Source organism: Bailinhaonella thermotolerans (assembly GCF_003594875.1).
Taxonomy (GTDB): domain Bacteria; phylum Actinomycetota; class Actinomycetes; order Streptosporangiales; family Streptosporangiaceae; genus Bailinhaonella; species Bailinhaonella thermotolerans.
On record NZ_QZEY01000001.1, the window covers coordinates 301,247 to 326,293 of the forward strand.

Annotated in this window: 23 protein-coding genes; 6 read left to right on the forward strand and 17 right to left on the reverse strand. The window is 75.1% G+C overall.

Annotated elements, in window-relative coordinates; all coding sequences use genetic code 11:
* Position 1: 1 nt before the first annotated feature.
* The 6 genes from D5H75_RS01400 to D5H75_RS01425 are packed head-to-tail and all read right to left on the reverse strand — an operon-like array spanning position 2 to position 5,835.
* A complete protein-coding gene (locus D5H75_RS01400; RefSeq protein ID WP_119924462.1) occupies positions 2-403 on the reverse strand; it encodes an allophanate hydrolase-related protein in 402 nt (133 codons plus the stop codon).
* Positions 400-1,359 carry a carbamate kinase gene (locus D5H75_RS01405; RefSeq protein ID WP_119924463.1) on the reverse strand — a complete coding sequence of 320 codons (960 nt, stop codon included), beginning with the start codon at positions 1,357-1,359 and terminating at the stop codon, positions 400-402. Before D5H75_RS01405 ends, D5H75_RS01400 begins: the two co-directional genes overlap by 4 nt.
* On the reverse strand, positions 1,356-2,774 hold the full coding sequence (locus D5H75_RS01410) for a YlbE family protein (protein WP_119924464.1): 1,419 nt from the start codon (positions 2,772-2,774) through the stop codon (positions 1,356-1,358). The genes D5H75_RS01405 and D5H75_RS01410 overlap by 4 nt, the downstream gene beginning before the upstream one ends.
* A 23-nt stretch (positions 2,775-2,797) precedes the next feature.
* Positions 2,798-4,330 (reverse strand): acyl-CoA synthetase FdrA, encoded by a 1,533-nt coding sequence (gene fdrA / locus D5H75_RS01415; protein WP_202637719.1) that lies wholly within the window; start codon positions 4,328-4,330, stop codon positions 2,798-2,800.
* Positions 4,327-5,160, reverse strand: coding sequence for an oxamate carbamoyltransferase subunit AllH family protein (locus tag D5H75_RS01420; RefSeq protein WP_119924465.1), 834 nt, complete (start codon positions 5,158-5,160; stop codon positions 4,327-4,329). The genes fdrA and D5H75_RS01420 overlap by 4 nt, the downstream gene beginning before the upstream one ends.
* Positions 5,161-5,166: 6 nt before the next feature.
* Positions 5,167-5,835 carry a cysteine hydrolase family protein gene (locus tag D5H75_RS01425; RefSeq protein WP_119924466.1) on the reverse strand — a complete coding sequence of 223 codons (669 nt, stop codon included), beginning with the start codon at positions 5,833-5,835 and terminating at the stop codon, positions 5,167-5,169.
* Positions 5,836-5,942: 107 nt separating this feature from the next.
* On the opposite strand from D5H75_RS01425, the gene D5H75_RS01430 reads away from it, so the two are divergent.
* Both D5H75_RS01430 and D5H75_RS01435 read left to right on the forward strand, forming a co-directional pair.
* On the forward strand, positions 5,943-6,824 hold the full coding sequence (locus tag D5H75_RS01430; protein ID WP_119924467.1) for a LysR family transcriptional regulator: 882 nt from the start codon (positions 5,943-5,945) through the stop codon (positions 6,822-6,824).
* Positions 6,825-7,111: 287 nt separating this feature from the next.
* Positions 7,112-8,395 (forward strand): amidohydrolase family protein, encoded by a 1,284-nt coding sequence (locus D5H75_RS01435; RefSeq protein WP_119925163.1) that lies wholly within the window; start codon positions 7,112-7,114, stop codon positions 8,393-8,395.
* Between the two features lie 17 nt (positions 8,396-8,412).
* On the opposite strand, the gene D5H75_RS01440 is transcribed toward D5H75_RS01435, so the two are convergent.
* A complete protein-coding gene (locus tag D5H75_RS01440) occupies positions 8,413-9,666 on the reverse strand; it encodes an MFS transporter (protein WP_119924468.1) in 1,254 nt (417 codons plus the stop codon).
* Positions 9,667-9,813: 147 nt separating this feature from the next.
* Between D5H75_RS01440 and D5H75_RS01445 the strand changes: the two genes are divergently transcribed.
* Positions 9,814-10,353, forward strand: a complete 540-nt coding sequence (locus D5H75_RS01445; protein ID WP_202637720.1) for a CGNR zinc finger domain-containing protein — start codon at positions 9,814-9,816, stop codon at positions 10,351-10,353.
* A 28-nt stretch (positions 10,354-10,381) separates the two neighbouring features.
* Positions 10,382-11,593: an MFS transporter gene (locus D5H75_RS01450; protein WP_119924470.1), complete on the forward strand. Its 1,212-nt coding sequence runs from the start codon at positions 10,382-10,384 to the stop codon at positions 11,591-11,593.
* Between the two features lie 126 nt (positions 11,594-11,719).
* Here the strand turns inward: D5H75_RS01450 and D5H75_RS01455 are convergent, their stop codons facing one another.
* The 6 genes from D5H75_RS01455 to D5H75_RS01480 all read right to left on the reverse strand — a co-directional run bounded on the left by D5H75_RS01455 (position 11,720) and on the right by D5H75_RS01480 (position 18,185).
* Positions 11,720-12,259 carry a MerR family transcriptional regulator gene (locus D5H75_RS01455; RefSeq protein ID WP_119924471.1) on the reverse strand — a complete coding sequence of 180 codons (540 nt, stop codon included), beginning with the start codon at positions 12,257-12,259 and terminating at the stop codon, positions 11,720-11,722.
* 9 nt (positions 12,260-12,268) lie between these two features.
* Positions 12,269-13,129, reverse strand: coding sequence for an SDR family NAD(P)-dependent oxidoreductase (locus tag D5H75_RS01460; protein ID WP_119924472.1), 861 nt, complete (start codon positions 13,127-13,129; stop codon positions 12,269-12,271).
* Positions 13,130-13,198: 69 nt separating this feature from the next.
* The gene (locus tag D5H75_RS01465; RefSeq protein WP_119924473.1) at positions 13,199-14,491 is read right to left on the reverse strand and encodes an ROK family protein; all 1,293 of its coding nucleotides are present in this window, start codon (positions 14,489-14,491) and stop codon (positions 13,199-13,201) included.
* 121 nt (positions 14,492-14,612) lie between these two features.
* Positions 14,613-15,767 carry a xylose isomerase gene (gene xylA / locus D5H75_RS01470; protein WP_119924474.1) on the reverse strand — a complete coding sequence of 385 codons (1,155 nt, stop codon included), beginning with the start codon at positions 15,765-15,767 and terminating at the stop codon, positions 14,613-14,615.
* Positions 15,768-15,821: 54 nt separating this feature from the next.
* Positions 15,822-17,198, reverse strand: coding sequence for a xylulokinase (xylB, locus tag D5H75_RS01475; RefSeq protein ID WP_119924475.1), 1,377 nt, complete (start codon positions 17,196-17,198; stop codon positions 15,822-15,824).
* A gap of 90 nt (positions 17,199-17,288) precedes the next feature.
* Positions 17,289-18,185, reverse strand: coding sequence for an oxidoreductase (locus tag D5H75_RS01480; RefSeq protein WP_119924476.1), 897 nt, complete (start codon positions 18,183-18,185; stop codon positions 17,289-17,291).
* Positions 18,186-18,441: 256 nt separating this feature from the next.
* On the opposite strand from D5H75_RS01480, the gene D5H75_RS01485 reads away from it, so the two are divergent.
* On the forward strand, positions 18,442-18,708 hold the full coding sequence (locus D5H75_RS01485; RefSeq protein ID WP_119924477.1) for a hypothetical protein: 267 nt from the start codon (positions 18,442-18,444) through the stop codon (positions 18,706-18,708).
* Positions 18,709-18,712: 4 nt separating this feature from the next.
* On the opposite strand, the gene D5H75_RS01490 is transcribed toward D5H75_RS01485, so the two are convergent.
* On the reverse strand, positions 18,713-19,567 hold the full coding sequence (locus tag D5H75_RS01490; RefSeq protein WP_119925164.1) for a helix-turn-helix domain-containing protein: 855 nt from the start codon (positions 19,565-19,567) through the stop codon (positions 18,713-18,715).
* Positions 19,568-19,647: 80 nt separating this feature from the next.
* Here D5H75_RS01490 and D5H75_RS01495 point away from each other — a divergent pair, with 80 nt between their 5' ends.
* Positions 19,648-20,532 carry an alpha/beta fold hydrolase gene (locus tag D5H75_RS01495; RefSeq protein WP_119924478.1) on the forward strand — a complete coding sequence of 295 codons (885 nt, stop codon included), beginning with the start codon at positions 19,648-19,650 and terminating at the stop codon, positions 20,530-20,532.
* A 402-nt stretch (positions 20,533-20,934) separates the two neighbouring features.
* Here D5H75_RS01495 and D5H75_RS01500 read toward each other — a convergent pair whose 3' ends face one another.
* The 3 genes from D5H75_RS01500 to D5H75_RS01510 are packed head-to-tail and all read right to left on the reverse strand — an operon-like array spanning position 20,935 to position 24,906.
* Positions 20,935-22,005 (reverse strand): DUF917 domain-containing protein, encoded by a 1,071-nt coding sequence (locus D5H75_RS01500; RefSeq protein ID WP_119924479.1) that lies wholly within the window; start codon positions 22,003-22,005, stop codon positions 20,935-20,937.
* Positions 21,998-23,530: a hydantoinase/oxoprolinase family protein gene (locus D5H75_RS01505; RefSeq protein ID WP_119924480.1), complete on the reverse strand. Its 1,533-nt coding sequence runs from the start codon at positions 23,528-23,530 to the stop codon at positions 21,998-22,000. The genes D5H75_RS01500 and D5H75_RS01505 overlap by 8 nt, the downstream gene beginning before the upstream one ends.
* 53 nt (positions 23,531-23,583) lie before the next feature.
* Positions 23,584-24,906, reverse strand: coding sequence for a purine-cytosine permease family protein (locus D5H75_RS01510; protein ID WP_119924481.1), 1,323 nt, complete (start codon positions 24,904-24,906; stop codon positions 23,584-23,586).
* Positions 24,907-25,047: the final 141 nt, after the last annotated feature.

The window sequence follows — 25,047 nt, forward strand, 5'->3', positions numbered from 1 at the left end:
GTCAACCCTTCCCGAGCGTCGCGATGTAGCGCCGCCAGCCCGCGAACTCGGTGATCTCCCGCTTGCCTTCGACCAGGAACGGCTCGCCGATCACGCCGAGCACCTCCGTGCCGTCGGCCAGGCTCACCTTCCCGATCGACAGGCCGGCGGGCTCGGACAGCAGGACTCCGGCGAGTCCCTCGGCGGGCACCTCCCAGACCTCCACCGCGACCGACACACCGCTGCCGTCGGTGGTACGGATCATCGCCGGATGCCGGTCGTCGATGCTCCACAGCCGGTACCAGGGCGCCGTGGAGTCCTCGCGCAGGAACGTGGCGCCCGCGTCGACGAGGTTGCCGTTGAGCTCCAGCCCGCGCATCAGCGTGCCGTTCACGGCGAGCGCCACCCCGTTGGTGGTGGTCATGCGTTGTCTCCCTTGCTGATCCAGGTGCCGGCCGCGCCGGACAGGGCGTCGGCGAGCAGGTGGGGGGCGGTGATCAGGCCGCTCGCCGCGGGCCTGGCCCGGAGGAAGTCGATGATCGCCTCCACCTTGGGCCGCATGCTGCCCTCGCCGAAGTGCCCCTCCGCGACGTACTCGGCGGCGGTCTCCGGCGTGAGGTGGTCGAGCCACCGCTCCTGCGGCGTGCCGAAGTGGATCGCCACCCGGTCCACGCCGGTCGGGATGGCGAGCAGGTCGGCGCCGAGTTCGGCGGCCAGCAGCGCGGCGGCGCGGTCCTTGTCGATCACCGCCTCGACGCCGGTGAGGCGGCCGTCCCCGTCGCGGGCGACGGCCACGCCCCCGCCGCCGCCGGCCACCACCACGGTGCCGCGGCCGGCCAGGTCGCGGATGGTGCCGAGCTCGACGATCTCGACGGGCTCCGGCGAGGCGACCGTACGGCGCCAGCCGCGGCCGGAGTCCTCGGCGACCGTCCAGCCGAGCTCGTCGGCGTAACGGCGGGCGGTCTCCTCGTCGAAGAACGACCCGATCGGCTTGGCGGGCCGGTCGAAGGCGGGGTCGGCGGGGTCCACGACGGTCTGCGTCACCAGGCTGACGACCGGGCGGCGAAGGCCGCGCGCGGCCAGTTCGTTGGACAGCGCCTTGACGAACATGTACCCGATCGCGCCCTGGGTGTCGGCGACGGCGTAGTCCAGCGGCACCGGCGCGACCTCCGCGGCGGCGAGCTCGGAGCGGCGCAGGATGAAGCCGACCTGCGGGCCGTTCCCGTGGGTGACGACGACGTCCCAGCCCTTGGCGATCATGTCGACGATGGCCGGCACGGTCCGCACCACGGTCTCGTACTGGTACGGGATGGACTCGTGCTCGGGGTCGCGCACGAGCGCGTTGCCGCCGAACGCGACGACGGCGAGCCCGGCGCTCACGCGGCGGCTCCGGCGGCGAGGCCGAGCCCGTCGGCCAGGGCGTCCACGGCCTGGGTGAAGCAGGGCAGCGGCGCGGTGGTGACGCCGGCGCCGATCTGCCCGACTCCGGCCTCCTTGTGGGCGATGCCGGTGTTGATGACGGGCTGGATGCCGGTGTCGACGACGGAGCGCACGTCGATGCCCGCCGCGCTCGCGCCGAAGTCGAGCGCGGGCAGCGTGAACACCGGGTTGACGCCGAGCGTGATCTCGCGCATGCGGCGGCTGTGCGCGGTCGCGTCGGCGGGCGTGCCGCCGACGAACTTGACGATGGCGGGTGAGGCGGCCATGGCGAAGCCGCCGAGCCCGGCGGTCTCGGTGATCGCGCTGTCCCCGAGGTCGGGGGCGGCGTCGGCCACGCCGTACCCGGGGAAGAAGAGGCCGTCGACGGGGTTGGCGGGCGCCTGGAACCAGCGGTCGCCGGTGCCGGAGACGCGGATGCCGAAGTTCACGCCGTTGCGCGCCATCGCGGTGACCATCGAGCTGTGGGGCACGCCGGCGGCGGCGTCGAGCATGGCCTTGCAGGCCGCCATCGACACGTTGAGGAAGAAGTGGTCGTTGCCGGTGATGAACTCGGCGGCCCGGCTCAGCACGGCGTTGTCCGGCCCGGTCGCGATGAGCGCGGGCAGCAGGCGCTTGAGCAGCAGGCCGGTGGCCGCCGCGTTGCGGTTGTGCACCTCGTCGCCCATGTGCAGGGCCTGGCCGATGAGCGGCTTGAGCTCCAGGCCGTCCAGCCGCTGTACGGCGGGCCGCAGCGCCTGCGCCAGCTCGGTGCTCATCCACCGCAGCCGCTCCAGCACCTCGGGGCCGTTGGCGCCGAAGCGGAGGACCTTGCCGAGCCCCTCGTTGAAGTTGCTGTAGGCGAGCCTGCCCGAGGTGGCGTCGCGCACCACCCACACCGGCATCGACGGGCTGATCACGCCGGCCATCGGGCCGACCGCGCCGTGGTGGTGTGCCGGGGAGAAGGAGATCTCGCCCGAGGCGGCCAGCTCGGCCGCCTTCTCCGGGGTGGGCGCCCAGCCCTCGAAGACGATGGCCCCGGCGATGGCGCCCTTGACCGGGCCCGCCATCCGATCCCAGGCGATGGGCGGGCCGGAGTGCAGGATGAGGCGCTCGCCGGCCATCGCGGGGATGGCCTCCCCGGCGGGCATGACGTCGGTCAGCACCGGCTGCGCGGACAGGTAGCGCTCGAAGGCGACCTGGTTGGCCCGCTCGATCTCCGGGTGGCCGGCGATCCTGGCCAGCGCCAGGGCGGTGCCCGGGTCGCCCAGCGCGGGGGGACGCCAGTCGAGGGTGGTCACCGACCCTCCGGCGTCGCGGATGTTGTCACCGAAACCGGCGAGACCGACGTTCACCACGTCGAGGTGCTCGCTCCACATATGCCTTCGCCTTCCTTCCCCGGTCATGGGGTCATCCCGGCGGCGATCGCGGCCGCCTGGGCGTTGTTCTCGGCCACCAGGACCCCGGCCTCGCGCAGCCGCGCGACGACGGCCGACCGGTCCTGCGGGTCGTCGTCGGTGCCGCACACGTGCGCGACGAACGCCAGGGCCCGGCCCTCGCGCCCGGCGCGGGCGTTCGCCTCGCCGATGGCCTTGAGCAGGCCGGAGATCGGGTCGTCCGCCGAGCCGTACCCGAGCACCACGTCGAAGAGCACGACGGCGGTGGCCGGGTCGGCGGCCTCGGCGAGGAGCCGCTCGTCCCGCGGCAGGGGGTCGATCATGGGGTGCGGCCGCCCCTGGGTGAACGCGTCGTCGCCCAGGTCGAGGATCGTGTGCCCGGTGCTGGCCCGGACGTCGGCCAGCGCGAGGTTGCCCGCCACGGGGGTGTTCGACGCGGCCTGGATGCCCGCGTCCTGGGCCAGGAGCTGGGCCTCGTAGCAGAACGTGCCGCCGGTGAACACGCCGCGCAGGTAGCGCTGCCCCGGCGCGAAGCGCACCTGGTCGTACGGCGGCGCCGCGCTCTCGGCGGGCGGGGTCTCCCCCCGGGCGAGCGCCACGGCGGCGTCGGCGGAGCCCGCCAGCGTGCGGGCGAAGTGGACGCCCTGGCCGTCGCCGCCGAACGCGGCGGGGTCGGCGCCGAGGAAGCAGATCACGACGGGCACGTCCAGCGTGCGCGCCTCCTCGACCACGGTCTTGGCGACCGTCTCGGCCGGGGGCTTGGAGACCAGCACGATGACGTCCGTCTCCTCGTCGGCGGCGAGGGCGCGCAGCCCGCGGAGCATGGAGATCGCGCCGACCTCCGCCGACAGGTCGTGGCCGCCGGTGCCGAGCGCCTGCGAGATCCCCTCCCCGAGCTGGTGGACGCGGGTGGTGATCTCCTGCGTGCCGGTGCCGGACGCGCCGACCACGCCGATCCGGCCCCGCCGTACGACGTTGGCGAAGCCGAGCGGGAGACCGTTGACGATCGCGGTGCCGCAGTCGGGGCCCATGACGAGCAGGTCCCGCTCCTCCGCGAAGCGCTTGATCTCGATCTCCTGGTCGAGGGGGACGTTGTCGCTGAAGACCATGACGTTCAGGCCGAGCCGGAGCGCCTTGAGCGCCTCGGCCGCGGCGTAGGGGCCGGGCACGGAGATCAGCGCGAGGTTGTGCGCCGGGTTCTCCTCCACGGCCTGCCGCAGGGTGCGGAGCGTGCGCCGCGCCACGGCGCCGTCGCCGGCGTCGCCGGAGGGCTGCTCGGCCAGCCGTTCGTCGGCCAGCTCCAGCGCCCGCGCGACGGCCTCCTCCTCGCCCAGCACGGCGACGACCAGGTCGCCGGGTCCCGCGTCCACCTCGCCCAGCCCGGCCTCGCGCAGGTTGTCCAGGTTGGCGCCGGTCCCCATCACGACGGAGGCCGTCTCGACTCCGGGCAGCTCGGCCAGCGCCGCGGAGAGCGCCATCAGGGCGACCGAGTCCTGATAGCGGTTGGGGTAGATGCGATGTTCGCGAATGCTGCTCATGCCGCCTTCCGATCTGGGGAGGAACCGAGCGCGCGCAGGCCGAGCAGGACGCCGGCGACGCCGTCGGCTCCCGAACTGGCTCCCACGCGCAGCGCGGCTTGGGTGAGGGCCGGCACCGCCGCGCGGGCGGCCCCGGTGACGAGCGCGTCCACCAGGTTCACCAGGGGCTCGCCGAAGTGGCCAGCGGCGGCGAGCCGGAGGTAGTGGGCGCCGACGTCGGTGGTGCGGTGGGCATGGCGGCGCACGCCGTACGCCAGGGCGGGGAACGCGGACCCCGCGAACGCCGATCCCGGCGCGGCTCGCGACAGCACGGCCAGCGCGCCGACCAGCAGGTCGTCCCCGCTGGGGGTCAGGCCGGGCCCGAGGCCGACCAGTCCCGCCACGGCCCGGGGGACGTCGCGCGGCCGGCCGGTCAGCGCCTCCAGCAGGCTCTCCGCTCGCGCGGCGAGCCCGGGGACGGCCGGGATGCCCCGCGCCTCGACGTGCCGCTCGCGGATCCTCGCGACCTCACGGGCCGCGGTGATCGCGGGCGGCACGGTGGCCGCGGGCGGGGGCGGGGGCGGGGGCGTCCAGACCGGAAGGGCTCGCAGGTCGAGCGCGTGCTCGCCGAACGTCAGGATCCCGCCCGCGCAGCGGGCCGGGCCGCCCGCCCGCGCCCTGGGCCGCCAGGAGACCACGCGCACCGACGTCGGGGTGTGCGGCGCGGCGGCGTCGTGCACGGTCAGCAGGCGGCCGTCCACGGTCAGGTTGCACGCGGTCGCGAAGACGCTGTGGACCGTTCCAGCGAAGTCCGCCGCCGGCACCAGATAGCCCTTGGAGACGGCGACCATGACGGGCTAGCCGTTCAGGAGGTCCACGGCGCGCTTGGAGTCCGACACCCAGCCGAAGATCGCGCCCTGGGCCTTGATCATGTCGAGGCCGACCCGGAGGAACTCGGGGAAGTAGGAGCCCACGCAGTCCTCCAGGACCACGCACTCGAAGCCGCGGTCGTTCGCCTCGCGCACCGTGGTGTGCACGCACACCTCCAGGGTCACGCCGCAGACCAGCAGCGTCCGGATGTCGCGGCCGCGCAGGATCGCCTCCAGGTCGGTCGCGTAGAACGCGCCCTTGCCCGGCTTGTCGATCACCGGCTCACCCGGGATCGGGTAGAGCTCGGGGATGATGTCGTGCCCCTCCTCGCCGCGGACCAGGATGCGGCCCATCGGCCCGTCGGTGCCGATGAACGTCTTGCCGCCCCGGGTGAGCTTGGCGGGCGGGCAGTCCGCGAGGTCGGTGCGGTGCCCCTCGCGCGTGTGGATCACCAGCATCCCGGCCGCCCGCGCCGCGTCCAGGACCGCCCGCGTGGGCTCGATCGCGCCCCGCAGCAGCGAGACGTCGTTTCCGAGCAGTTCGCCGAAGCCGCCCGGCTGCAGAAAGTCCCGCTGCATGTCGATCACGACCAGCGCCGTCTTCTCCAGATCCAGGTCCAGATCGAACGGCTCGGCGGCGATGCTCCTGGCAGTCACGGGCCAACCCCCTTGTTGGATGTTCACGCTCTGCGTTCAGGGTGCCCGAAATGGGGTTATTCTGTCCAACAGATAGAATTGCTCACCCTCATCGAGACGGCCGATAAATGGAGCTCAGACAGCTCTCGCACTTCCTCGCCGTGGCGCGGCGGCGCAGCTTCACCCAGGCGGCGCGCGACGTGAACGTCGTACAGTCGTCACTGAGCGCGTCCATCCGCCAGCTCGAACGCGAGCTGGGCGCCACCCTCTTCGACCGGACCACCCGCCGCGTCGAGCTCAGCCCCGCCGGCCGCGCGCTCCTCCCCATCGCCCGCCACATCCTCGCCGACGCGCGGGCGGCCAAGGCCGAGATCTCCGCGGTGCAGGGGCTGCTGCGCGGCCAGGTGGCGCTGGGCACGATCCAGATGCTCACCTGGGTCGACCTCCCCGAGGCTTTGGCGCGCTTCCGCGAGGCGCATCCGGGAGTCGAGATCAGCCTCCTGGAGGCCCCGGTCGACGAGATGATCGAGGCGCTGCGCAGCGGCGAGCTGGACCTGGCCTACCTCGCGTGCGGCGAGGAGGACCTGCCCGCCGCGCTCACGGTGATCGCCAGCGACACCGAGCCGCTGGCGGTGGCCACCGGTCCCGGCCACCCGCTGGCCGGCCAGACGGGCGTACGGCTGGCCGACCTGGAGGCGGAGTCGTTCGTCGAGTTCCAGGCGGGCACCGGGCTGCAGACCGTCGTCGACCGCCTGTGCCTGGACGCCGGCCTCAACCGGCGCATCGTCCTGCGCACCACCCAGCTCGAACTGCTGGTCTCCCTGGTCAGGCACGGCCTGGGCATCGCCATCCTGCCCGTGGGCGTGGCGGAGGAGGCCGGCCTGAGGACCATCCCCATCATCGGCGACACCGCGACCCGCACCGTCGCCCTCGTCACCCGCACCGGCCACGACACCAACCCCGCCGTAAGCGCCCTGATCAACCTCCTTCGCCCCACCGCCCCCACCTGAGGCCGCTCCGCCGCCCCGGTGAGGGCCGGGCCGCGATCACCGGCCGTTGCTCCCGGCGGCGATGCCGGCGGCCGCGGCGGCGGCGCGGTCGACGGCGCGGAGCGCGCGCCGGATCTCCACCGCCCTCCCCACCTCGATCGAGTCCTCCCGGTGATCGTTCCGTGGCCGGGTCGGTCGTTGATCGGGCCCGGTGAGGCGGCTGGAATGGCGCGAGTCGAGGATCGCTCCCCCACCTGGGGGCGGCCTCCGCCGGGCGGGTCGATGAGGATCTCTTGAGGGAGGGCGGCGTGGCGGTGGGTACCACGATCGTGAACGCGAGGGTGTTCGACGGGACGGGGCCGCGGGAGTGGACGTCCGTCCGGTTCGCCGGCGGGGTGATCACCGAGTGCTCGGGCGTCTCGGCCGCCCGGGAAGGCGACGAGGTGGTCGACGCGGGCGGCGGGACCGTGCTTCCCGGGCTGATCGACACGCACGTCCATCTGGTTCCCGGCGCCCTCGCGCGATCGCTGACCTTCGGCGTCACCACCGTTCTCGACATGTTCAGCGAACCCGGGCGGGTGGCCAGGGCCAAGGAGGAGGCCGCCTCCCGCCCTGATGTGGCCGACGTGCGCTCCTCCGGGATCGGCGCCACCGCGCCCGGCGGGCACCCGTCGATGATGTACGCCCCGTTCCCGGCGTTGACCGCGCCCGGGCAGGCCGAGCGGTTCGTCGCGGACCGGGTCGCGGAGGGCTCGGACCATCTGAAGATCTTCTCCGGCCCCGGGGGTCTCTGGCCTTCCCTGGACTCCGGCACCATCCAGGCGCTGGTCACCGCCGCGCACGCCCGCGGCCTGGTCGTCGTCGCCCACGTGAGCTCGGTGGCCGGGGTCGCGCAGGTCGTGTCCGCCGGCGTCGACGTGGTGGCCCATGTCCCCGCGGACGCCGAGCTGGACCGGGCCCTGGCCGAACGCGTGGCCGAGGCCGGGATCGCGGTCGGCCCGACCCTCGTCACCGCCGAGAACACCCTCGGCGAACCGGAAGGCGCCACGGTGCCGGCCGACCCGCGGCTCGCCGGGGCGCTCGGGGACGCCTGGGCACGCCGGCTGGCCTCGGCCGCCCCGGGATGGCGCGGCCGGGGAACGCCGCCCTACTCCCGTGCCGAGGACAACGTACGGCGGCTGGCCGGCGCGGGGGTCACCCTGCTGGCGGGCACCGACGCCCCGAACCCGGGGACGGTGTTCGGGGCGAGCCTGCACCGGGAACTGGAACTCCTCGTCCGGTGCGGCCTCACCCCGGCGCGGGCCCTGGCCGCCGCCACGGCCGAGCCGGCGCGCGTGTTCGGCCTCGCCGACCGGGGACGCGTCGCGCCCGGGCTGCGCGCGGACCTGGTCCTCGTGTCCGGTGACCCGCTGGCCGACATCACCGAGACCCGCGCGATCGAGCGGATATGGCGCGCGGGCACCCCCTGCGACCGGCGCGCCTTCGTCCCCACCGCCGCCGAGGCCGCGGAACTCGACGCCTTCGACGCCCGGGTGGCCGAGGCCGCGGCGGCCGTACGCGAACGCCGCGCCGGCCGGGGAAAGGCCACCTGAGCACGGACCCCCGTGGCTCAGGTGCCGGCGTGGTCAGGCGTGCGCCCGCCCGGCGGGGCCTGGGGCGGGTTGGGCCGGCCGGCCGCTTCCGGGGGAAGGTGGGCCGACAGGCGCAGGAGGGCGGCCGAGGCGATGGCGAGGAGGGCGGCGAGGACGGCCCACAGGAGCGGGGGCGCGGTGCCGAGGAGGAGGGAGAAGCCGGCGGGGGCCACGACCTGGCCCACGGCCCACGTCATCTGGTGGACGGCCAGGTAGCGGCCGCGCAGGGCCGGGGGCGCGGCGCCGGCGGCCAGGGACGCGGAGGGGGTGGCCTGCATGAGCTCGGCCGCGGTGAAGACGAGGGTGGCGGTCACCAGGGCGGCGACGAGGGGCGGGCCGGGCGGGAGGAGGGCGGCGCCGGCGTACACCGCGCAGGAGGCGATGAAGACCACTCCGGACAGGGCCATGGCGTGGGTACGGCGGGCGTGCCGCTGCAGGCGGCGTACGGGGAGCTGGCCGACCGCGACGAGCAGGGTGTTGATCGTGTAGAGGATGCCGAGGATGGCGGGCGGGGCGCCCAGGACCGTGACGGCGTACAGCGGCAGGCCCACGGAGAGGATGAGCTGGGTCAGGGTGAACGCCTGGGTGACGGCGACCAGGCCCATGAAGGGACGGTCGGCGAGCACCCGGCGGTAACCGCCGCGGGGGCGCGGTCCCGGCTCGGCACGGGGAGGGCGGGCCAGGAGCAGGCAGGCGGAGGCGAGCACGAAGCTGGCGGCCTGGAACACCGCGATCAGGGCGTAGCCGCCGGTGCGCGTGACGGCCAGGGAGGACAGCAGGCCTCCCAGCCCGAAGGCGACGTTGCGGGCCGTGGCCATGAGGGCGTAGAGGCGGTCGCGGCCCCCGCCCTCGGTGAGGGCGGCGATGTAGCCGGCCGAGGCGGGGTAGAAGGCGCGGTCTCCGCAGGCGATGACGGCGGCGACCGCGACGAGCGGGCCGAACCCGGACACGAGCGGATAGAGGGCGAAGCCGAGCGCGCGGATGACGTACGTCCCGACCAGGACGGCGCGCGCGTCGAACCGGTCGATGAGGACCCCGGCGAGCGGGTTGGCGGCCAGGCCGATCATCGCCGCCACGGTCGCCCCCGCCCCGACCACGGGTGTCGGCAGGCCGGTCACCTCGTGGATGAACAGCAGGGTCAGCGGGACGTAGAGGCCGTTCCCGAGCGCGTCGACGAACATGCCCACGAGGAAGAGGCCGTTCGACGGCTTCCGGGGGGAGGTGCGGAGCATGGTGGCGAGTGTGGCAAGAAGATCATGGATCGCGGATCGGGCGCGGGTCCTAGGTCCGGAGTCCAGGTCCCGGCCGGGGATCTCCGGCGGCCAGATCCGGACGTCCGGGTAATGGAATTGCGGGCGAAATCACCTTACGTTGGAGGCATGGGCAGAAGCGGTGAGGTCACCGGTTACCGCAACGACGGCGTGCAGACGGCCGTGGCCCTGGTCAACGCCGGCGACGCCACCCCCGGCGAACTGGCCGAGCTGCTCGTGTCGTACAAGTTCAAGGTCGACCGGCCTCTCACCGGGGAGGAGGCCCGCACGCTCCGCGCGTGGGCGCGCGACCTTCGCCCCGTCTTCGCCGAGACCGCCCTGGAACGCGTGGTCGACGTGCTCAACGCCCTGATGCTGAGCGTTCCCATGCATCCGCACCTCTCCGACCACGGTCTCGGGCCGCACCTGCACTACGGCCCCCCGGGAGCGCCGCTCGTGGACCGCGTCAGGGCCAACACCGCGGTCGGCCTGGCCTTCGTGGTCTGCGAGCGGGGGGCGGACCGGCTCGGCGTCTGCCTCGCCCGGGGCTGCGACCGGGTCTACGCCGACGTCTCGCGCGGGCCGCGGCGGCAGTACTGCTCCAAGACCTGTCTCAACCGCGCCACCGTCGCCGCCCACCGCTCCCGGAAGGCGGCGCCGCCGACCTGACCGCCGGCCCGAGAGGGAGGCACCCCGCGTGGAACGCGCGCAGGCCCGCCGGAATCTGCTCATCCTCGCCGGCACGCTGTTGCTGCTGAAGTCGACCTGGTTCTCCGCGACCGCGGTGATCCCCCAGGTCCGCCAGGAGTGGCACCTCACCCCGGACTCGGCCTCCTGGCTGGCCATCGCGGTGCAATGGGGATTCGTGACCGGAGCCGTGCTGTCCGCCGTCTTCGTCGTCTCCGACTCCGTCCCGCCCATCCGGCTGATCTTCCTCAGCTCGGCCGGGGCCGCGGGCGCCAACCTGCTGCTCCTGCTCACCGGCTCGGCCCTGACGGGCGGCCTGGCCCGGTTCGCGACCGGCTTCTTCATCGCCGGCGTCTACCCGCCGGCCCTCAAGCTCATCTCCACCTGGTACCGCGACGGGCGAGGGGCCGCCGTGGGCCTGCTGATCGGCGCGCTGACCGTCAGCTCCGGCGCCCCCCACCTCATCAACGCCCTCGGCGGGCTGAACTGGCGCACCGTCATCGTCGCCACCTCCGTCCTGACCCTCGCCGGCGGGGTGATCACGCTGATCCTCGTCAGGGAGGGCCCCTACCCGTTCCCCGCCGCGGTGCTCGACCCGCGCCAGGCCGGGCGGATCCTGCGCGACCGCGGCACCCGGCTGGCCGTCATCGGATACCTGTGCCACATGTGGGAGCTGTACGCCATGTGGACCTGGTTCCTGCTGTTCTTCTCCGCCGCGCTGCGCCGGGGAGGCGGAGACGACCCCGTGCTGGCCGCCTACGTGACCTTCGCCGTCTTCGCCGTCGGCGGCCTGGCCAACTACACGGGAGGCGTGCTCGGCGACCGGTTCGGGCGCGAGCGGACCGCGATCGCGATGATGTCCGTCTCGGCCGCGTGCGCCGCCTTCATCGGCCTGTTCATGGGCGCGCCCCTCTGGCTGCTGATCGCCGTCGGCCTCGTGTGGGGCTACAGCGTGGTCGGCGACTCGCCGCAGTTCTCCACCCTGGTCACCGAGCTGGCCGACCAGAGTTACGTGGGCACGGCACTCACCCTGCAGATGGCCGCCGGCTTCGTGCTCACCGGCGCGACCATCTGGCTGGTGCCCGCGGCCGAGCAGGCGGTCGGCTGGCGGTGGGCCTTCGCCGTCCTGGCCGTCGGACCGATCGGCGGGATCGTGGCGATGCTCAGACTGCTGCGGCTGCGCGCCCGGCGCCCACCGCAGGCCGCTTCCTCACAGGCGTGAACGCCCCTCCCGCACACCCCGGCCCGCCCCTCCGCCGTGGCGGTCCGCGATCCCGCCCGCCGGCGACCGGGGCGAGGCCCTCCGGCGTGACCCGCTCCCCCGACGTCGCGGTGCCCGGGCAGCGGGTCATCCCGGCTGGGGCGCCCGTGGCAGGGGCTCATGGCCGCCGGCCGTCCCGGTCCTCGGGCCGAGGTCTTGTACGGCGGGGGCGGTCGCGCCGCCGTACGTGGTGATCTTGTGGTCGATCGCGGTGAGGGACAGACCCAGTTCGCGGATTCGGCGGCGGATGGCGTCGCGGTGGGCCGACAGCATGGCGAGGCGTTCGGGGACGGTGTGCTCTCCGGCGTCGACGAGCGCGATGTAGCGCCGCAGGTCGCGCATCGGCATGCCGGACAAGCGCATCCGGGTGAGGAACAGCAGCCGCCGTACGGCGTCGGCGTCGTAGACCCGGTGGCCGTTGCCGTCGCGGGCCACCTCGACCAGGCCGGCACGCTCGTAGTAGCGCAGCGTGTGGGGCGAGATGCCGAGGAGGTCGGCGACCTCGGCGATCACCATCGACTCGGGCACGTCGGCCACGTCGGCGAGGCGGTGTATCGCCTCGACCGACAGCGGCGCGCCGTCCCCGAGCATGTCGAGCGCCCGGGTCATCAGATCGTCGGTGGCCATGCCGCCAGCCTAGATCGGCCGCGCCGAGGCCGGGACGCCCTCGAAGTCGGCGGCTCGGGCGGTCTCGGCCCACCGCTCGACCTCCTCCAGGCCGCGCCGGTACATGCCCGAGATCCGCTCGACGGCCTCGCGCCCGAGCGGCAGCCGCAGCGGCACCTCGTCACCGTGCACGAGGGACAGGATGATCCTGGCCGCCCGCGCGGGGTCGCCCTCCTGCCGGCCGTCGGCCCCGGCCATGTCCGCGCGGACGGCCGCCAGCAGGTCCCGGTACGTCTCGGACGCCTCGGTGAACTCCAGCACGTCGCCCGCGTTGAACTCGGTCCGGAACCGGCTGGGCTCGACGATCATCACGCGGATCCCGAACGGCGCGACCTCTCCGGCCAGGGCCTCGGACCAGCCTTCCAGGGCGAACTTCGACGCCGAGTACGCCGACACCCCCGGGAACGACATCCGCCCGCCCTGGCTGCTCATCTGGACGATCGTCCCGGCGCCCCTCGCGCGCATCGCCGGCAGGACCGCCCGCACGAGAGCGGCGGGACCGAACAGGTGCAGATCCATCAGCTCGCGGAGCTGCGCGTCGCCCACCTCCTCGACCGCGCCGACCACCGCCCGGCCCGCGTTGTTGACCAGCACGTCCAGCCCGCCGAACCGGTCGAGGGCGACCCGCGCGAGCTCCCCCGCCGCGTCCACGTCCCGGGCGTCGAACCTCGCGGCCAGGAACGTCCGCGGGTACGCGGCCGCCAGGTCCGCCACGCTCTCGGGCCGCCGCACCGCGGCGACCACGCGGTCGCCCGCCCCCAGCGCCGCCTCCGCCAGCGCGCGCCCCAGCCCGCGGGATGCTCCAGTGATGATCCAGGTCTGCGTCGTCATGTCGCGAACGCTACGGCTTAGAGCGCGCTCGAACGCAAACCCGGCCGCGCGCCAGAGCGCGCGGAGGGGTCAGAAGGCGGTGTGGAGGGCGGCGAAGGCCCGGTCCACCTGGCGGGCGGCGCCGCCCTGCGCAGCGGCCAGGGGGCCGAGGGTCGAGGGGCGCACGGCGCAGCCGCCGAGGGCGGGGGCCAGGACGTGGGCGGCCAGCTCGGCGCGGAGGGGCGGGAGGCACCAGGGGGCCAGGTCCGTGAAGTCGCCGCCGAGCACCAGGACCTCGGGGTTGAGGAGGTTGACCAGGACGGCGGCGCCGCGCCCGAGCCGGCGGCCGTGGTGATCGAGCGCGGCCAGCACGCGGCCGTCGCCGGCGCGGGCCCGCTCCACCAGCGCCTCGATCTTGGCGCGGTACGGCAGGGCGGGCGCGGGCAGGTCGGGGGCGGCCCGGCGCATCAGCGAGTCCAGCCCCACGACGGCCTCCCAGCAGCCGGTGCGGCCGCAGCCGCAGCGGGCCTCCGCGCCCGCGATCGGCATGTGGCCGACCTCGCCCGCGTACCCTCGGACGCCCCGCACGATCCGCCCCTCCATCAGGATCCCCGCGCCGACGCCGACGGTCCCGGTGACGTACACCGCCGACCGCGCTCCCCTCGCGGCCCCGCCGGCCGCCTCGGCGAGCACGGCCAGGTTGGCGTCGTTGTCCACCAGCACGGGGACGTCCCCGTCCCCCAGCGCCCCGGCGACCAGCCGGGCCGCGGGCACGTCGCGCCAGCCGAGGTTGGGGGCGTCGCGCACGACCCCCGACTCGGTGTCCACCAGTCCGGGCACGCCCAGCGCGACACCGAGCAGCCGCCGCCCCTCGTCCCGGAGCCGGCCCGCCAGCTCCCGCACGAGGTCGGCGACCGCGCCCGGCCTCACCCGTCCCGCCGCGCCGCCCGGGCTCACGCCGTACGGCCGGGCGGGGGCGGGCCCGGCGGGCGGGAGGACCTCGGAGAAGACGGGCCGGCCCGACAGGTCCACGGCGACCACGGCGGTGTAGTCCACGTTGACCTCGACGCCGAGGGCGGCGGCGGTCTCGTCGGCCAGGCGCAGGAGGGTGCCGGGGCGGCCGCGGCCGGCTGCGGGGGCCGTGCCGGTCTCGGTGAGGAGGCCGGCCTCGACCAGCTCGCCGACGATCCCGGTGACCGCGGCCTTGGCCAGCCCCGTGGCGGCGGCGACGGTCGCGCGCGAGCAGGGGCCGTGGGCGCGGATGTGGCGCAGCACGAGCGCGCGGTTGTGGCGGCGCAGCTCCGCCGTGCCCGCCCGGCCCACCGCGAGCGCCGGGCCCGTCTCGCCGCGCGCCCGCGCGCCCGCTCCCCCGCCCGCGACCATCACCTGACCACCTCTCCCCCGCCGGCCGGACTCCCCGCGCCGGGCACCGCCCCGGCCCCCGCCGTGACGGCCGGGGCCCGGCGTCCGCCCGCCGCCGGTCCGCCTGGGGCGGGGGCGCCGGTCAGCGGACGCCGTACAAGTGTTCCAGGGCGAGCTGGTCGAGGCGTTCGAAGGCCATGCCCCGGGCGGCGAGCGCGTCGACGTCCACATCGATCTCGCGCACGTCGCGCCAGGTCTCGCCCTCGGCGAGGGTCGGGCGCGCCAGCTCGTCCACGCGGGCGGCGGCCAGCGCCTCGGCGACCTCCGGGTCGGCGCGGAAGGCCCGGACCTTCTCGCGCAGGATGAGGTAGTTGCGCATGCAGGCGCGCGCCGACTCCCACACGCCCTCGTCGTCCTCGGTCCTGGGCGGCTTGAAGTCGAAGTGGATCGGCCCGTCGTACCCGCCGCGCTCCAGGGTGTCCACGACCCAGAACGCGCCGATCGCGTTGCCCGCGCCGAAGCGCAGGTCCTGGTCGTAGCGGGGGCCGTTCTGGCCGTTGAGGTCGATGTGGAAGAGCTTGCCGTGCCACAGCGCCTGCGCGATGCCGTGGGCGAAGTTGAGCCCGGCCATCTCCTCGTGGCCGATCTCGGGGTTGAGCCCGACCAGCTCGGGGTGCTCCAGTTCCTCGATGAACGCCAGCGCGTGCCCGATCGTGGGCAGCAGGATGTCGCCGCGCGGCTCGTTGGGCTTGGGCTCGATGGCGAACCGCAGGTCGTAACCCTGCTCCCGCACGTAGGAGCCGAGGACGTCGAACGCCTCCTTGTAGCGGTCGAGCGCCGCCCGCACGTCCTTGGCCGCGCCCGACTCGGCGCCCTCGCGCCCGCCCCAGCAGACGTAGGTCCGCGCGCCCAGCTCGGCGGCGAGGTCGAGGTTGCGCATGACCTTGGCCAGGGCGAACCGCCGCACGTCGCGGTCGTTGGCGGTGAACGCGCCGTCCTTGAACACCGGGTGGGAGAACAGGTTGGTGGTCGCGGTGGTCACGACGACCCCGGTCTCGTCCAGCGCCTTGCGGAACGCCCCGATCGCCGCGTCCCGCTCGGTCTCGGACGCGCCGAATCCGACGACGTCATCGTCGTGGAAGTTCACGCCGTGGGCGCCCAGCTCGGCGAGCTTCCGCACGGCCCGGTCGGCGGGCATGGGCGCGCGGGTGGCCTCGCCGAACACGTCCCGCGCGGCCCACCCGACGGTCCAGACGCCGAACGAGAAGCGGTCCTCCGGACGGGGTTGGTGACTCATGGGTCTCCTCAGGGGGATGGGGATCGGTTCACGGAGGTACGGCGGCCGCCGGGTTCACGGCGCCGCGTCCCAGGACTCGGTGGCCTCGCGGAGCGCGGCGTACTGCTCGCGTACGGCGGGCCGGGGGTCGGCCTCGTACACGGCGGCCGCCGGCTCGGGCCAGGCGGGCGGCTCCGCGGTGCCCGCCAGGGCCCAGGCGGCCTGGCGGGCGGCGCCGAGCGCGACGTACTCGGCGGGCTCGGGCACGCTCACCGGCACCCCGAAGACCTCCGGGGCGATCCGCCGTACGGCCCGCGAGGCCGCCCCGCCGCCGATGAGCAGGATGCGGCGCGGGGGGACGCCGAGGTGGTCCACCGCCTCGGCCAGGCTGACGAGCACGGCCTCGACGGCGGCGCGCGCGACGTTGGCGCGGGTGGAGGTGCGGGTGGTGAGGCCGCGCAGCACCCCGGAGGCGCCGGGCCGGTTGGGGGTCCGCTCCCCGTCGAGGTAGGGCAGCATGGTCACGCCCTCGGCCCCCGGCGGCGCGGACAGCGCCAGCTCCGACAGTTCCTCCAGGTCCACCCCGAGCAGGGCGGCGGTCGAGGTGAGCACCCGGGCGGCGTTGAGCGTGCACACCAGCGGCAGGAACCGGCCGGTCGCGTCGCAGAACCCGGCCACGGCCCCGCTGTCGTCCGCGCTGGGCTCGTCCCGCACCGCGAACGCCGTGCCGGAGGTGCCGATCGAGACGGCCACGTCGCCGGGCCCGAGCCCGAGCCCCAGCGCGGCCCCCATGTTGTCGCCCGTCCCCGGCGCGAGCCGCGCGCCCCACGGCGTCTCCCCCACCACCTCATACGGCCCGGCCACGCGCGGCAGCCGTACCTCGTGGCCGAGCGCGGCGGTGGCGAGGGCGGGCAGCCAGGCGCCCTCGGCCGGGGAGAAGTAGCCGGTGCCGGAGGCGTCGCCGCGGTCGGTGACCGGCTCGGCGGCGCCCAGGCGCAGGGTCAGCCAGTCGTGCGGCAGCAGCACGGCGCGGGTGCGCGCCGCCGTGCCGGGCTCGTGGTGTGCCATCCAGCGCAGCTTGGTGACGGTGAAGGAGGCGGCGGGCACGCTCCCGGCGCGGCGGGCCCACTCCGCCGGCCCGCCCAGCTCTCCCACCAGCTCCGCGGCGGCGGCGGCCGATCGGACGTCGTTCCACAGCAGCGCGGGGCGCACCACCTCCCCGTCCTCGCCGAGCGCCACCATGCCGTGCTGCTGGGCCGCCACGGCCACCGCGCCGGCGCGCCGCAGCAGCCCGTCGCCGGCGCGTTCGAGCGCGGCCAGCCAGGCGGCGGGGTCGGCCTCGGTGCCGTCCGGGTGCGGCGCGGAGCCCTGCGCGACGACGGCACCGTCCGCCGCCCGGCACAGCACGATCTTGCACGACTGGGTGGAGGAGTCGACTCCGGCCACGAGCATGACGCCATTTCGTTCACAGCGCGAACGAATAGTCAAGGGTCCTCCGCCGGGCGGTGGCGAGGGCTCCGCGGAGGCCGTCTCCCGCGCCGGTCAGCGCAGGGAGCGCAGGCGGGTCACCTCCTCCCCGGACAGGCGCAGGGTCGCGGCGGCGACGTTCTCGGCGAGGTGGCCGGGGTCGGCGGTGCCGGGGATGGCCAGGACGTGGGGGCCCTGGTGGAGGGTCCAGGCGAGGCGGACCTGCGCGGGGGTCGCGCCGTGCCGGCGGGCGACGGCGAGCACCTCCTCGTGGTCCGCGGCGGCCGCCCCGGCCTCGCGCCCGGCGCCGGCGATCGCGAAGAACGGGACGAAGGCGATGCCCTGCTCGCCGCAGACGCGCAGCAGCTCGTGGTCGTCCGGGCCCGCGCCGAGGCCGAAGGCGTTCTGCACGCACACCACGGGGGCGATGGCCCGGGCCTCGGCGAGCTGGTCCGCGGTCACGTTCGACACGCCCAGGTGGCGGATGAGCCCGGCGTCGCGGAGCTCGGCCAGGGCGCCGAAGTGCTCGGCGATGGAGCCGGTCGCCCGGCTCGGGGGGACCCGCAGGTTCACCACATCGAGGTGGTCGCAGCCGAGCTGGCGCAGGTTCTCCTCGACCTGGCCGCGCAGTTGCGCGGGCGTGGCCCACCACCACGCGCCCGACGGGTCCCGGCCGGGCCAGACCTTCGTGGCGATGACGAGGTCGTCCGGGTAGGGGGCCAGCGCGCGGTTGATCAGCTCGTTGGCCGACAGGCGCTCGGAGAAGTAGAAGGCGGCGGTGTCGATGTGGTCGACCCCGAGCTCGACGGCGCGCCGCAGCACGCCGATCGACCGGTCGCGGTCGCCCGGCACGCCGGGGCCGAAGGCGACACTGCCGGTCAGGCGCATCGCCCCGAACCCCATCCGGTTGACGGTCAGGTCGCCGAGGTCCCAGGTGCCCGCCGCCGCGGCGGGGCTCGTCCGTGTGGTCATGATCAGGCTCCTCGCCCAGAGGTCCGCAAGGGGGTGTGAGCGCCGCGGATCGGCGGATCCGGCCGGATCCGGGCATGAAAAAAGCCTTCTCGCCCGGAGTGTCTCCGGACCAGAAGGCTCAAGTCGTGTCGGTCGTGATCATATCACCCCGCGCCGCCGCGGCCGGTCCTTCCCTGGCCTCCCGGCGCGGGTCGCGTGAGCAGGCGGAACGCCGCCGGCCGGGCCGGTCCCCTTCCGCGCGGGAGATGATGGGGCGGTGAGCGAACGTTCCCGCGTCCGTGCCCTGATCGGCCGTTACGATCCGGAGGGCCTGCTCGCCATCGGCGCGCCCGCCGATGAGTACGACCCGGAGGCGGGCGACCTCCTGGTGCTCGTCCACGGGACCGCGCGGATCACCCCCGAGGCGGTCTCCCGGGTCTGGCTGCGCTGGTTCGGCGGCTCCGCCTGGCCGGAGAGCCGCCCGGACCAGGTGGCCGCCCTGGCGGCCGAGCTGGAGGCGATGCGGCGGTCGTGCGGCGGGTGACGGGTCAGCGGTCCTGGGCGTACGGCGCGGCGGGGGTGCCGGCGGGCCAGGCGATGGGGTCGACGGCCAGGAAGGGCTCGCCGGGCACGGCCGACGGGGTCAGGCCGGTGAAGGCCGCGACGTCCCGGTGCAGGTGGGACTGGTCGGCGTAGCCGGCCGCCGCCGCGACGAGGGCCGCGCTCTCGCCGGCGACCAGGCGGTGGGCGGCGTGGTCGAAGCGGACCAGCCTCGCGGCGCGCTTGGGCGGCAGGCCGATCTGGGCGTGGAAGCGGGACCACAGGCGCTTGCGGCTCCACCCGACCTCGGCCGCGAGCCGGTCCACCCGCACGAGGCCGCGGGCGCCGCCGATCCGGCGCCAGGCCCAGGCGACCTCCGGGTCGGCCGCGGGCCCCTCGTGGCGGCGGGCGAGCAGCGCGTCGACCAGGGCGAAGCGCTCCTCCCAGGAGGAGGCGGCGGCCAGCCGCTCGCCGATCAGGGCCGCCTGCCCGCCCCACAGGTCGTCCAGGGCCACCGCCTCGCCGCCGAGGTCGGCCGGGGAGACGCCCAGGACGGAGCGGGCGATGACCGGGGACAGGCGCACCTGCACGCACTCGACGTTCTCGCCCCGCGCCCGGACCGTGCCCCCGGACCCGAACCCGGGGCCCGCGACGATGCCGCCCCGCCGCCGCCCGGCGGCGCAGTCCACCTCGGGGGACCCGGGGCCGAACTCCAGGAGCAGCGTCACGGCCGGGTGCGGGACCATCCGGAGCGTGTCCATGTCGCGCACCCGGAACCCGGCCATCGCGACGCCGGCCACCCGGCTGGGCCCCCGCGGTGAGGCGACCTCCCACACGGCCGCCCCGTGCACGAACGTCCGCACGCCGCTCATGCTACGCGAGCGGGACGGAGGGGGAACATTCGTCCAAGACGCGGGGGCGGCCCGCGGCCGACAGTGGGCTCATGACCGTTTCTGACGGCGGCCCGCGCGCGCAACGCGCCACCGAGGGCCGTGAGATTCCGACCTTGGCCGCGACCCTGAGCTCGACCGGGAATGTGACCGTGCCCCTGGAGGACTGCGAAGTCCACGTGTGCCAGGACGGCCCGCGCGGCGCGCCCGCGCTGCTCCTGATCCACGGCTCCGCCGCCTCGGCGCGCTCGTGGGACCCGCTCGTCCCGCTGCTGACCGGCGCCCATCGCGTCATCCGGGTGGACCTGCCGGGGCACGGCCGGTCGGCCAAGGCGGACGACCTGAGTTACGCGACCCGGGACCAGGCGCGCCGGGTGGGCGAGGTGCTGGACCGGCTCGGCGCCGGGCCGGTCGTGGTGGCCGGTCACTCCAGCGGGGGCGTGGTCGCCACCGCCCTCGCCGTACAGCGGCCGGACCTGGTGACGGCGCTCGCGCTCATCGACACCGGCCCGAGCATGGCGGCCTTCATCGCGGCCGAGTCCGCCGCGCTCGACCCCTCGGCGTGGCCGCCCCCGGACGAGCCGCTCATGGAGTTCGCGAGCACCGGGTTCAGCCGCCCCGGCTACCGGATCCCCCGGGAGTTCCTGGACGACCTGCGCGCCATGACGTTCCACACGCTCACGGCCACGATGCGGGGCACCACCGAGTACCTGCTGGAGCGGCCGCTCCCGGACCGGCTGGCGCCGCTCGGCAAGCCCCTCCTGGTGATCTTCGGCGAGGACGACCGGCGCTGGCGCTCCTCCTCCGCCGCCGACTACCGCGCGGTCCCCGGCGCGCGGATCGAGCTCCTCCCCGGCCTCGGCCACTCCCCCAATCTGGAGGACCCTCCGGCGACCGCCGCCGCCCTCCTGCCCTTCACCACCGCCCACGCCCGCTGAGCGGTCAGGGCGCGGGCCGCGGAGCGGGTGGAGCGGCGTGGAGCGGGTGGAACGGCGTGGAGCGGCCTCCCGGAGCCGGTCATGGAGGCGGGTCGGGGGCCTGGCGGCGTCGCAGCACGCCGCCACCTCCTCCGTCCGGCTCCACCTGCCACTCCGAAGGCCATTGGCGTCTCCACGATGGACGACCCCGGGGCATGCGCGAACGGTCTTCGCGCGTCGCGCGGGCCCCGCTCGCGTCCTCCCCGCGAGGTTCTGCTCGTGCCCTCCCCGCGGGGCTCTGCTGGCGTCCTCCCCGCGCCCGCCGTGCCCCGCCCGCCCCGGCTGGGGGAGTTCGAGGGTGCGGACAGGCTCGGGGAGGACGGGCGCGGCCGGGCCCGGGTGGGGCCGGCCGCGCCCGGCGGGTCAGGCGGCGGGGAGGGGGCGGTGGTCGCAGTCGTAGCCGAAGTAGCGGGGTCCGGCCAGGGCCAGGCCCTCGGGGGTGGTCCAGCGAGGGTCGCAGGGGACGCCGATGACCGTCACGCGCAGGCCGTACCGCATGGACTCGGTGGTGACCGGCTCGCCGGAGTCGGTGTCGAGGACGCAGATCAGGTCGGGGGTGGTGGCGACGATCTCGCCGTCCCTGCGGGCGAGCAGGTGCTCGTTCTGGAAGTCCAGCTCCAGGGTCCCCGTCTCGCCGCGTACGGCCGACAGGCGGGCCCGGCCGCGGGCGAAGCCGCCGGTCGTGCGCCGCTCGACGTCCACCACCTTGCCGGTGAACAGGCGGACCCCGCCGAGGACGCCGAGCGCCGCCGCCACCGGGTCGGCGTGGCCGGCGCGCGCCAGCCGTACGGCGCGGCCCAGGTCCTCGGCCAGGGTCAGGGTGGCGGGGACCAGGCCGTCGCGGAGCTGGTCGCCGCGCAGGACGGTGTCGGCGCAGGAGACCTGGCAGCCCATCTGGACGCAGGCGGCGCGGGCCAGGCGCTCGGCCCAGTGGTTGGACACGGCGTTTACGACCAGGGTGTTGCCCTTGTCGTCGGCCAGCGCCATCGGCGTGTTGCGGACCCCGATCAGGGTGGGCAGCACCATCTGCGCCTCGGGGAAGGCACGGCCCATCGCGTCGCCGTCCACCAGCGGCAGGCCCGCCTGCGCGGCGGCAGCGATGGGGATCATGGAGTTCACGCCGCCGATCTCGATCGGCACGATGTGGGTGGCGCGCCGCCCGAGCACGGCCTCCAGCGCGCGCAGCGCCGTCAGCTCCTCGGTGCCCGCCGGCAGCTTCTCCAGCAGCACGGTCGGCGCGCCCATCCCCGAGACCGGCACGATGGTGGCGTCGGGCGGCACCTCGCCGATGTCGTACACCGGCACCGGCCCGTGCCTGCGGATGGCCTCGCGGGCCAGCAGTTTCCCGACGTAGGGGTCGCCGCCGCCCCCGGTGCCGAGGATCCCGGCGCCGCGCGCCAGGTCGTCGAGCTGGTCGATCCCGATCTCACGCATGCCGTCCGGCCTCCCCGAGCTTGTCCAGGTCCAGATCGCCGACCGCCTTGACCCTGACCCGGACGGAGTCGCCCGGCAGGTAGGCGAGCGGCAGCTCTTCCACGTCCACGATCCGCACGCTCCCGGCGCGCGCCCCGGCCCGCTCGGCGCGGGTCACCGCCTCGGCCCTGGCCTCGGCGAGCACGGTCTCGCGGGGGCCGGAGAACACCCGGTCCACCTCGCCGCCGACCTGGGCGATGGCCGCGCCGACCGCGTTGGCGACCTCGAAGTGGGGCGGCCGCCGTACGTCGGAGAAGCCGGGCAGCTCCTCGACGAGGATGCTGCCGCCGCCGACGAGGACGACGGGGAGCGGCGCCGCCGAGGTGCGCATGCGGTCCACGGCCTCGGCCACCCGCTCGGCGATGAGCGCGAGGGGGCGGGCGGGGTCGATCCCGGCGACTCGGGAGAGGTCGCCGATCTCCGCGCGGCCGGCGGCGACGGCCAGGTCGGTCGCGGTGAGGGTGCCGCCGCCGAAGACCAGCGCCTCGGAGGTCAGCCGGTAGCCGACGCTGCGCGGGCCGGCCGAGCCGTCGGCGGCGATGATCGAGCCGCCGCCGATGCCGATGGACAGCACGTCGGGGATGCGGAAGTTGGTGCGCACCTCGGCCACCAGCGCCTCCCCCGCCGCTTCCCTGGGGAAGCCGCCGACGAGGATGCCCACGTCGGAGGTGGTGCCGCCGATGTCCACGACCGCGCAGTCGGTCAGGCCGGACAGGTACGCCGCCCCGCGCATGGAGTTGGTGGGGCCGGAGGCGAACGTGGCCACCGGGTAGCGGCGGGCGTGGTCCACGTCCATGAGCGTGCCGTCGTTCTGCGACAGGAACAGCGGGGCGGTGATGCCGGCGCGCAGCAGCGCCTCGCCGAACGCGGCCACGGTGCGCTCGGCGAGCGGGCGCAGCGCGGCGTTGACGATCGTGGCGTTCTCGCGCGCGAGCAGCCCGACCTTGCCGATCTCGCTCGACAGCGAGAGGTGGACGTCCGGGCCCAGCTCGGCGGCCAGGATCTCGGCGGCCCGCCGTTCGGAGGCGTCGCTCACCGGCGAGAAGACCGAGGAGATCGCGACCGAGCGCAGCCCGCGCTCGCGGATGTCGGCCGCGACCCTCTTGAGCTCGTCGGGGTCGGGGTCGGAGATGGGCGTGCCGTCGTACTCGTGGCCGCCGCGGCACAGGTGGACCGCGCCCTCGACGGCCGCGCGCAGCCGGTCGGGCCAGTCCACCAGGGGCGGGAGCGCGGCCGTGGCGGGCAGGCCGAGCCGTACGGCGGCGACCGGCTCCAGCCGGGCGGCCTCCACGAGGGCGTTCACGAAGTGGGTCGTGCCGATCATCACGGCCGACACCCGGGTCGCGCCGAGGCCCGCGAGGGCCGCGGCGACACCTCCGGTGACGTCCTCGGTGGTCGGGGATTTGACGGTGGCCAGCACCTGGCCGTCGTCTCCGATGAGGGCGGCGTCGGTGTTGGTCCCGCCGACGTCGATGCCGATGCGCATGTGCGGTCTTCCTGGGTGGGTTCTTCGAGGGTTCGGATGGTCCGGTGGGGTTCTCAGACGGCGGTGGGGGCGGGCTGGTCGACGTGGATCTCGCGGGTCGGGCGGACCAGGCCGAGCCTGCCGGCGACGATGTACGCCACACCGGCCAGGATCAGCGAGTTGAGCGCCGGGATGCCGATCCACTGGTGGTGCTCGCTGAGCCAGCCGACCACGGCGGCGCCGGCCCAGATGACGAGGGTGGCGGGCACCCACGTGGGCTCGGTGTCCGGGAGCCGGCCCAGGGCGCGGGAGGCGTTCAGGGCCGGGCGCCAGCGCTTGACCACGAAGTACTCCGCGACCATGATCCCGGCGACCGGCGGGGTGATGACGCCGAGCAGGGTCAGGAAGTCGGTGAAGCGCTCCAGGATGCCGGCGGCGGCCAGCACGCTGCCGAGCACGCCGATCCCGACGGTGACGGCGACGCGGTTGAGCCGCACGCCGAAGGTGGACTCGACCGCGTTGAGCAGGCCGAGCGCGGAGGAGTACAGGTTCCAGTTGTTGATCTTCACGGTGGCGGAGATCAGCACGATCACGCCGACGACGCCCGAGGAGGCGGTGATGATCGCGATGACGTCCGAGGTCTTCACCGCGTACGCCAGGAGCACGCCGGCCAGGCCCAGGACGTACTCCCCGAGGGAGATGCCGACGAGGGTCTGCTTGACCACGTCGCCGGTGTTGCGGTTGAAGCGGGTCATGTCGGGCGTGGTGACCGCGCCGACGATGTAGGACCCGGCGACGATCGTCGCGCCGGTCGCGATCGACATCGGCTCGCCGAACGGCGGCGACGCCACGAGCGTGCCCAGGTCGTGGCGGGAGATCTCCACCCACATCGCCCACCCGGCCAGGCCGAGGAAGGCGGGCACGGTGATGAACGCGGTCAGCCCCATCGCCTTGAACCCGCGCAGCACCAGCAGCGTCACGCCGAGCCCGGCGATCAGCGACCAGGCCCACAGCGGCAGCGCGGGCATGATCGAGTGCAGGCCGCCGGCGAACACCCCGGTCTGCACGCCGAACCAGCCGAACAGGCTCAGCGCGATCAGCACGCCGATCAGGGTGGAGCCGTAGCGCCCGAACCCGGTCCAGCGGGCCAGCAGCGAGGTGGACATGCCCTCGCGCATGCCGGCGATGCCGACGAAGATGCAGACGATCTCCAGGATCACCGAGCCGAGCGTGAACGCCCAGAACGCGCCCCAGAAGGACAGCCCCGCGCCGAGCGTGGCGCCGAGCAGGAACTGCGTCAGGTCGGAGAGCTGGCCGAACCGCTGCACGGCCACGTTGAACCAGGGGTAGCGGGCCTTCGGCGGCACCCGCTCCAGCGGGTAGTCCTCATCGTTCATCGGCGTCGCCTTTCTCGGGGGATCTGGAGGGCCGCCCCGGCGGGCGGCACGGCCTGGCGGGCGCGTGCCGTACGGCGGGGCGCGGGGTCACGGACCCGGGCGGGGGGACGCCCGCGGGCCGGAGGTCTCAGGGGCCGCCGG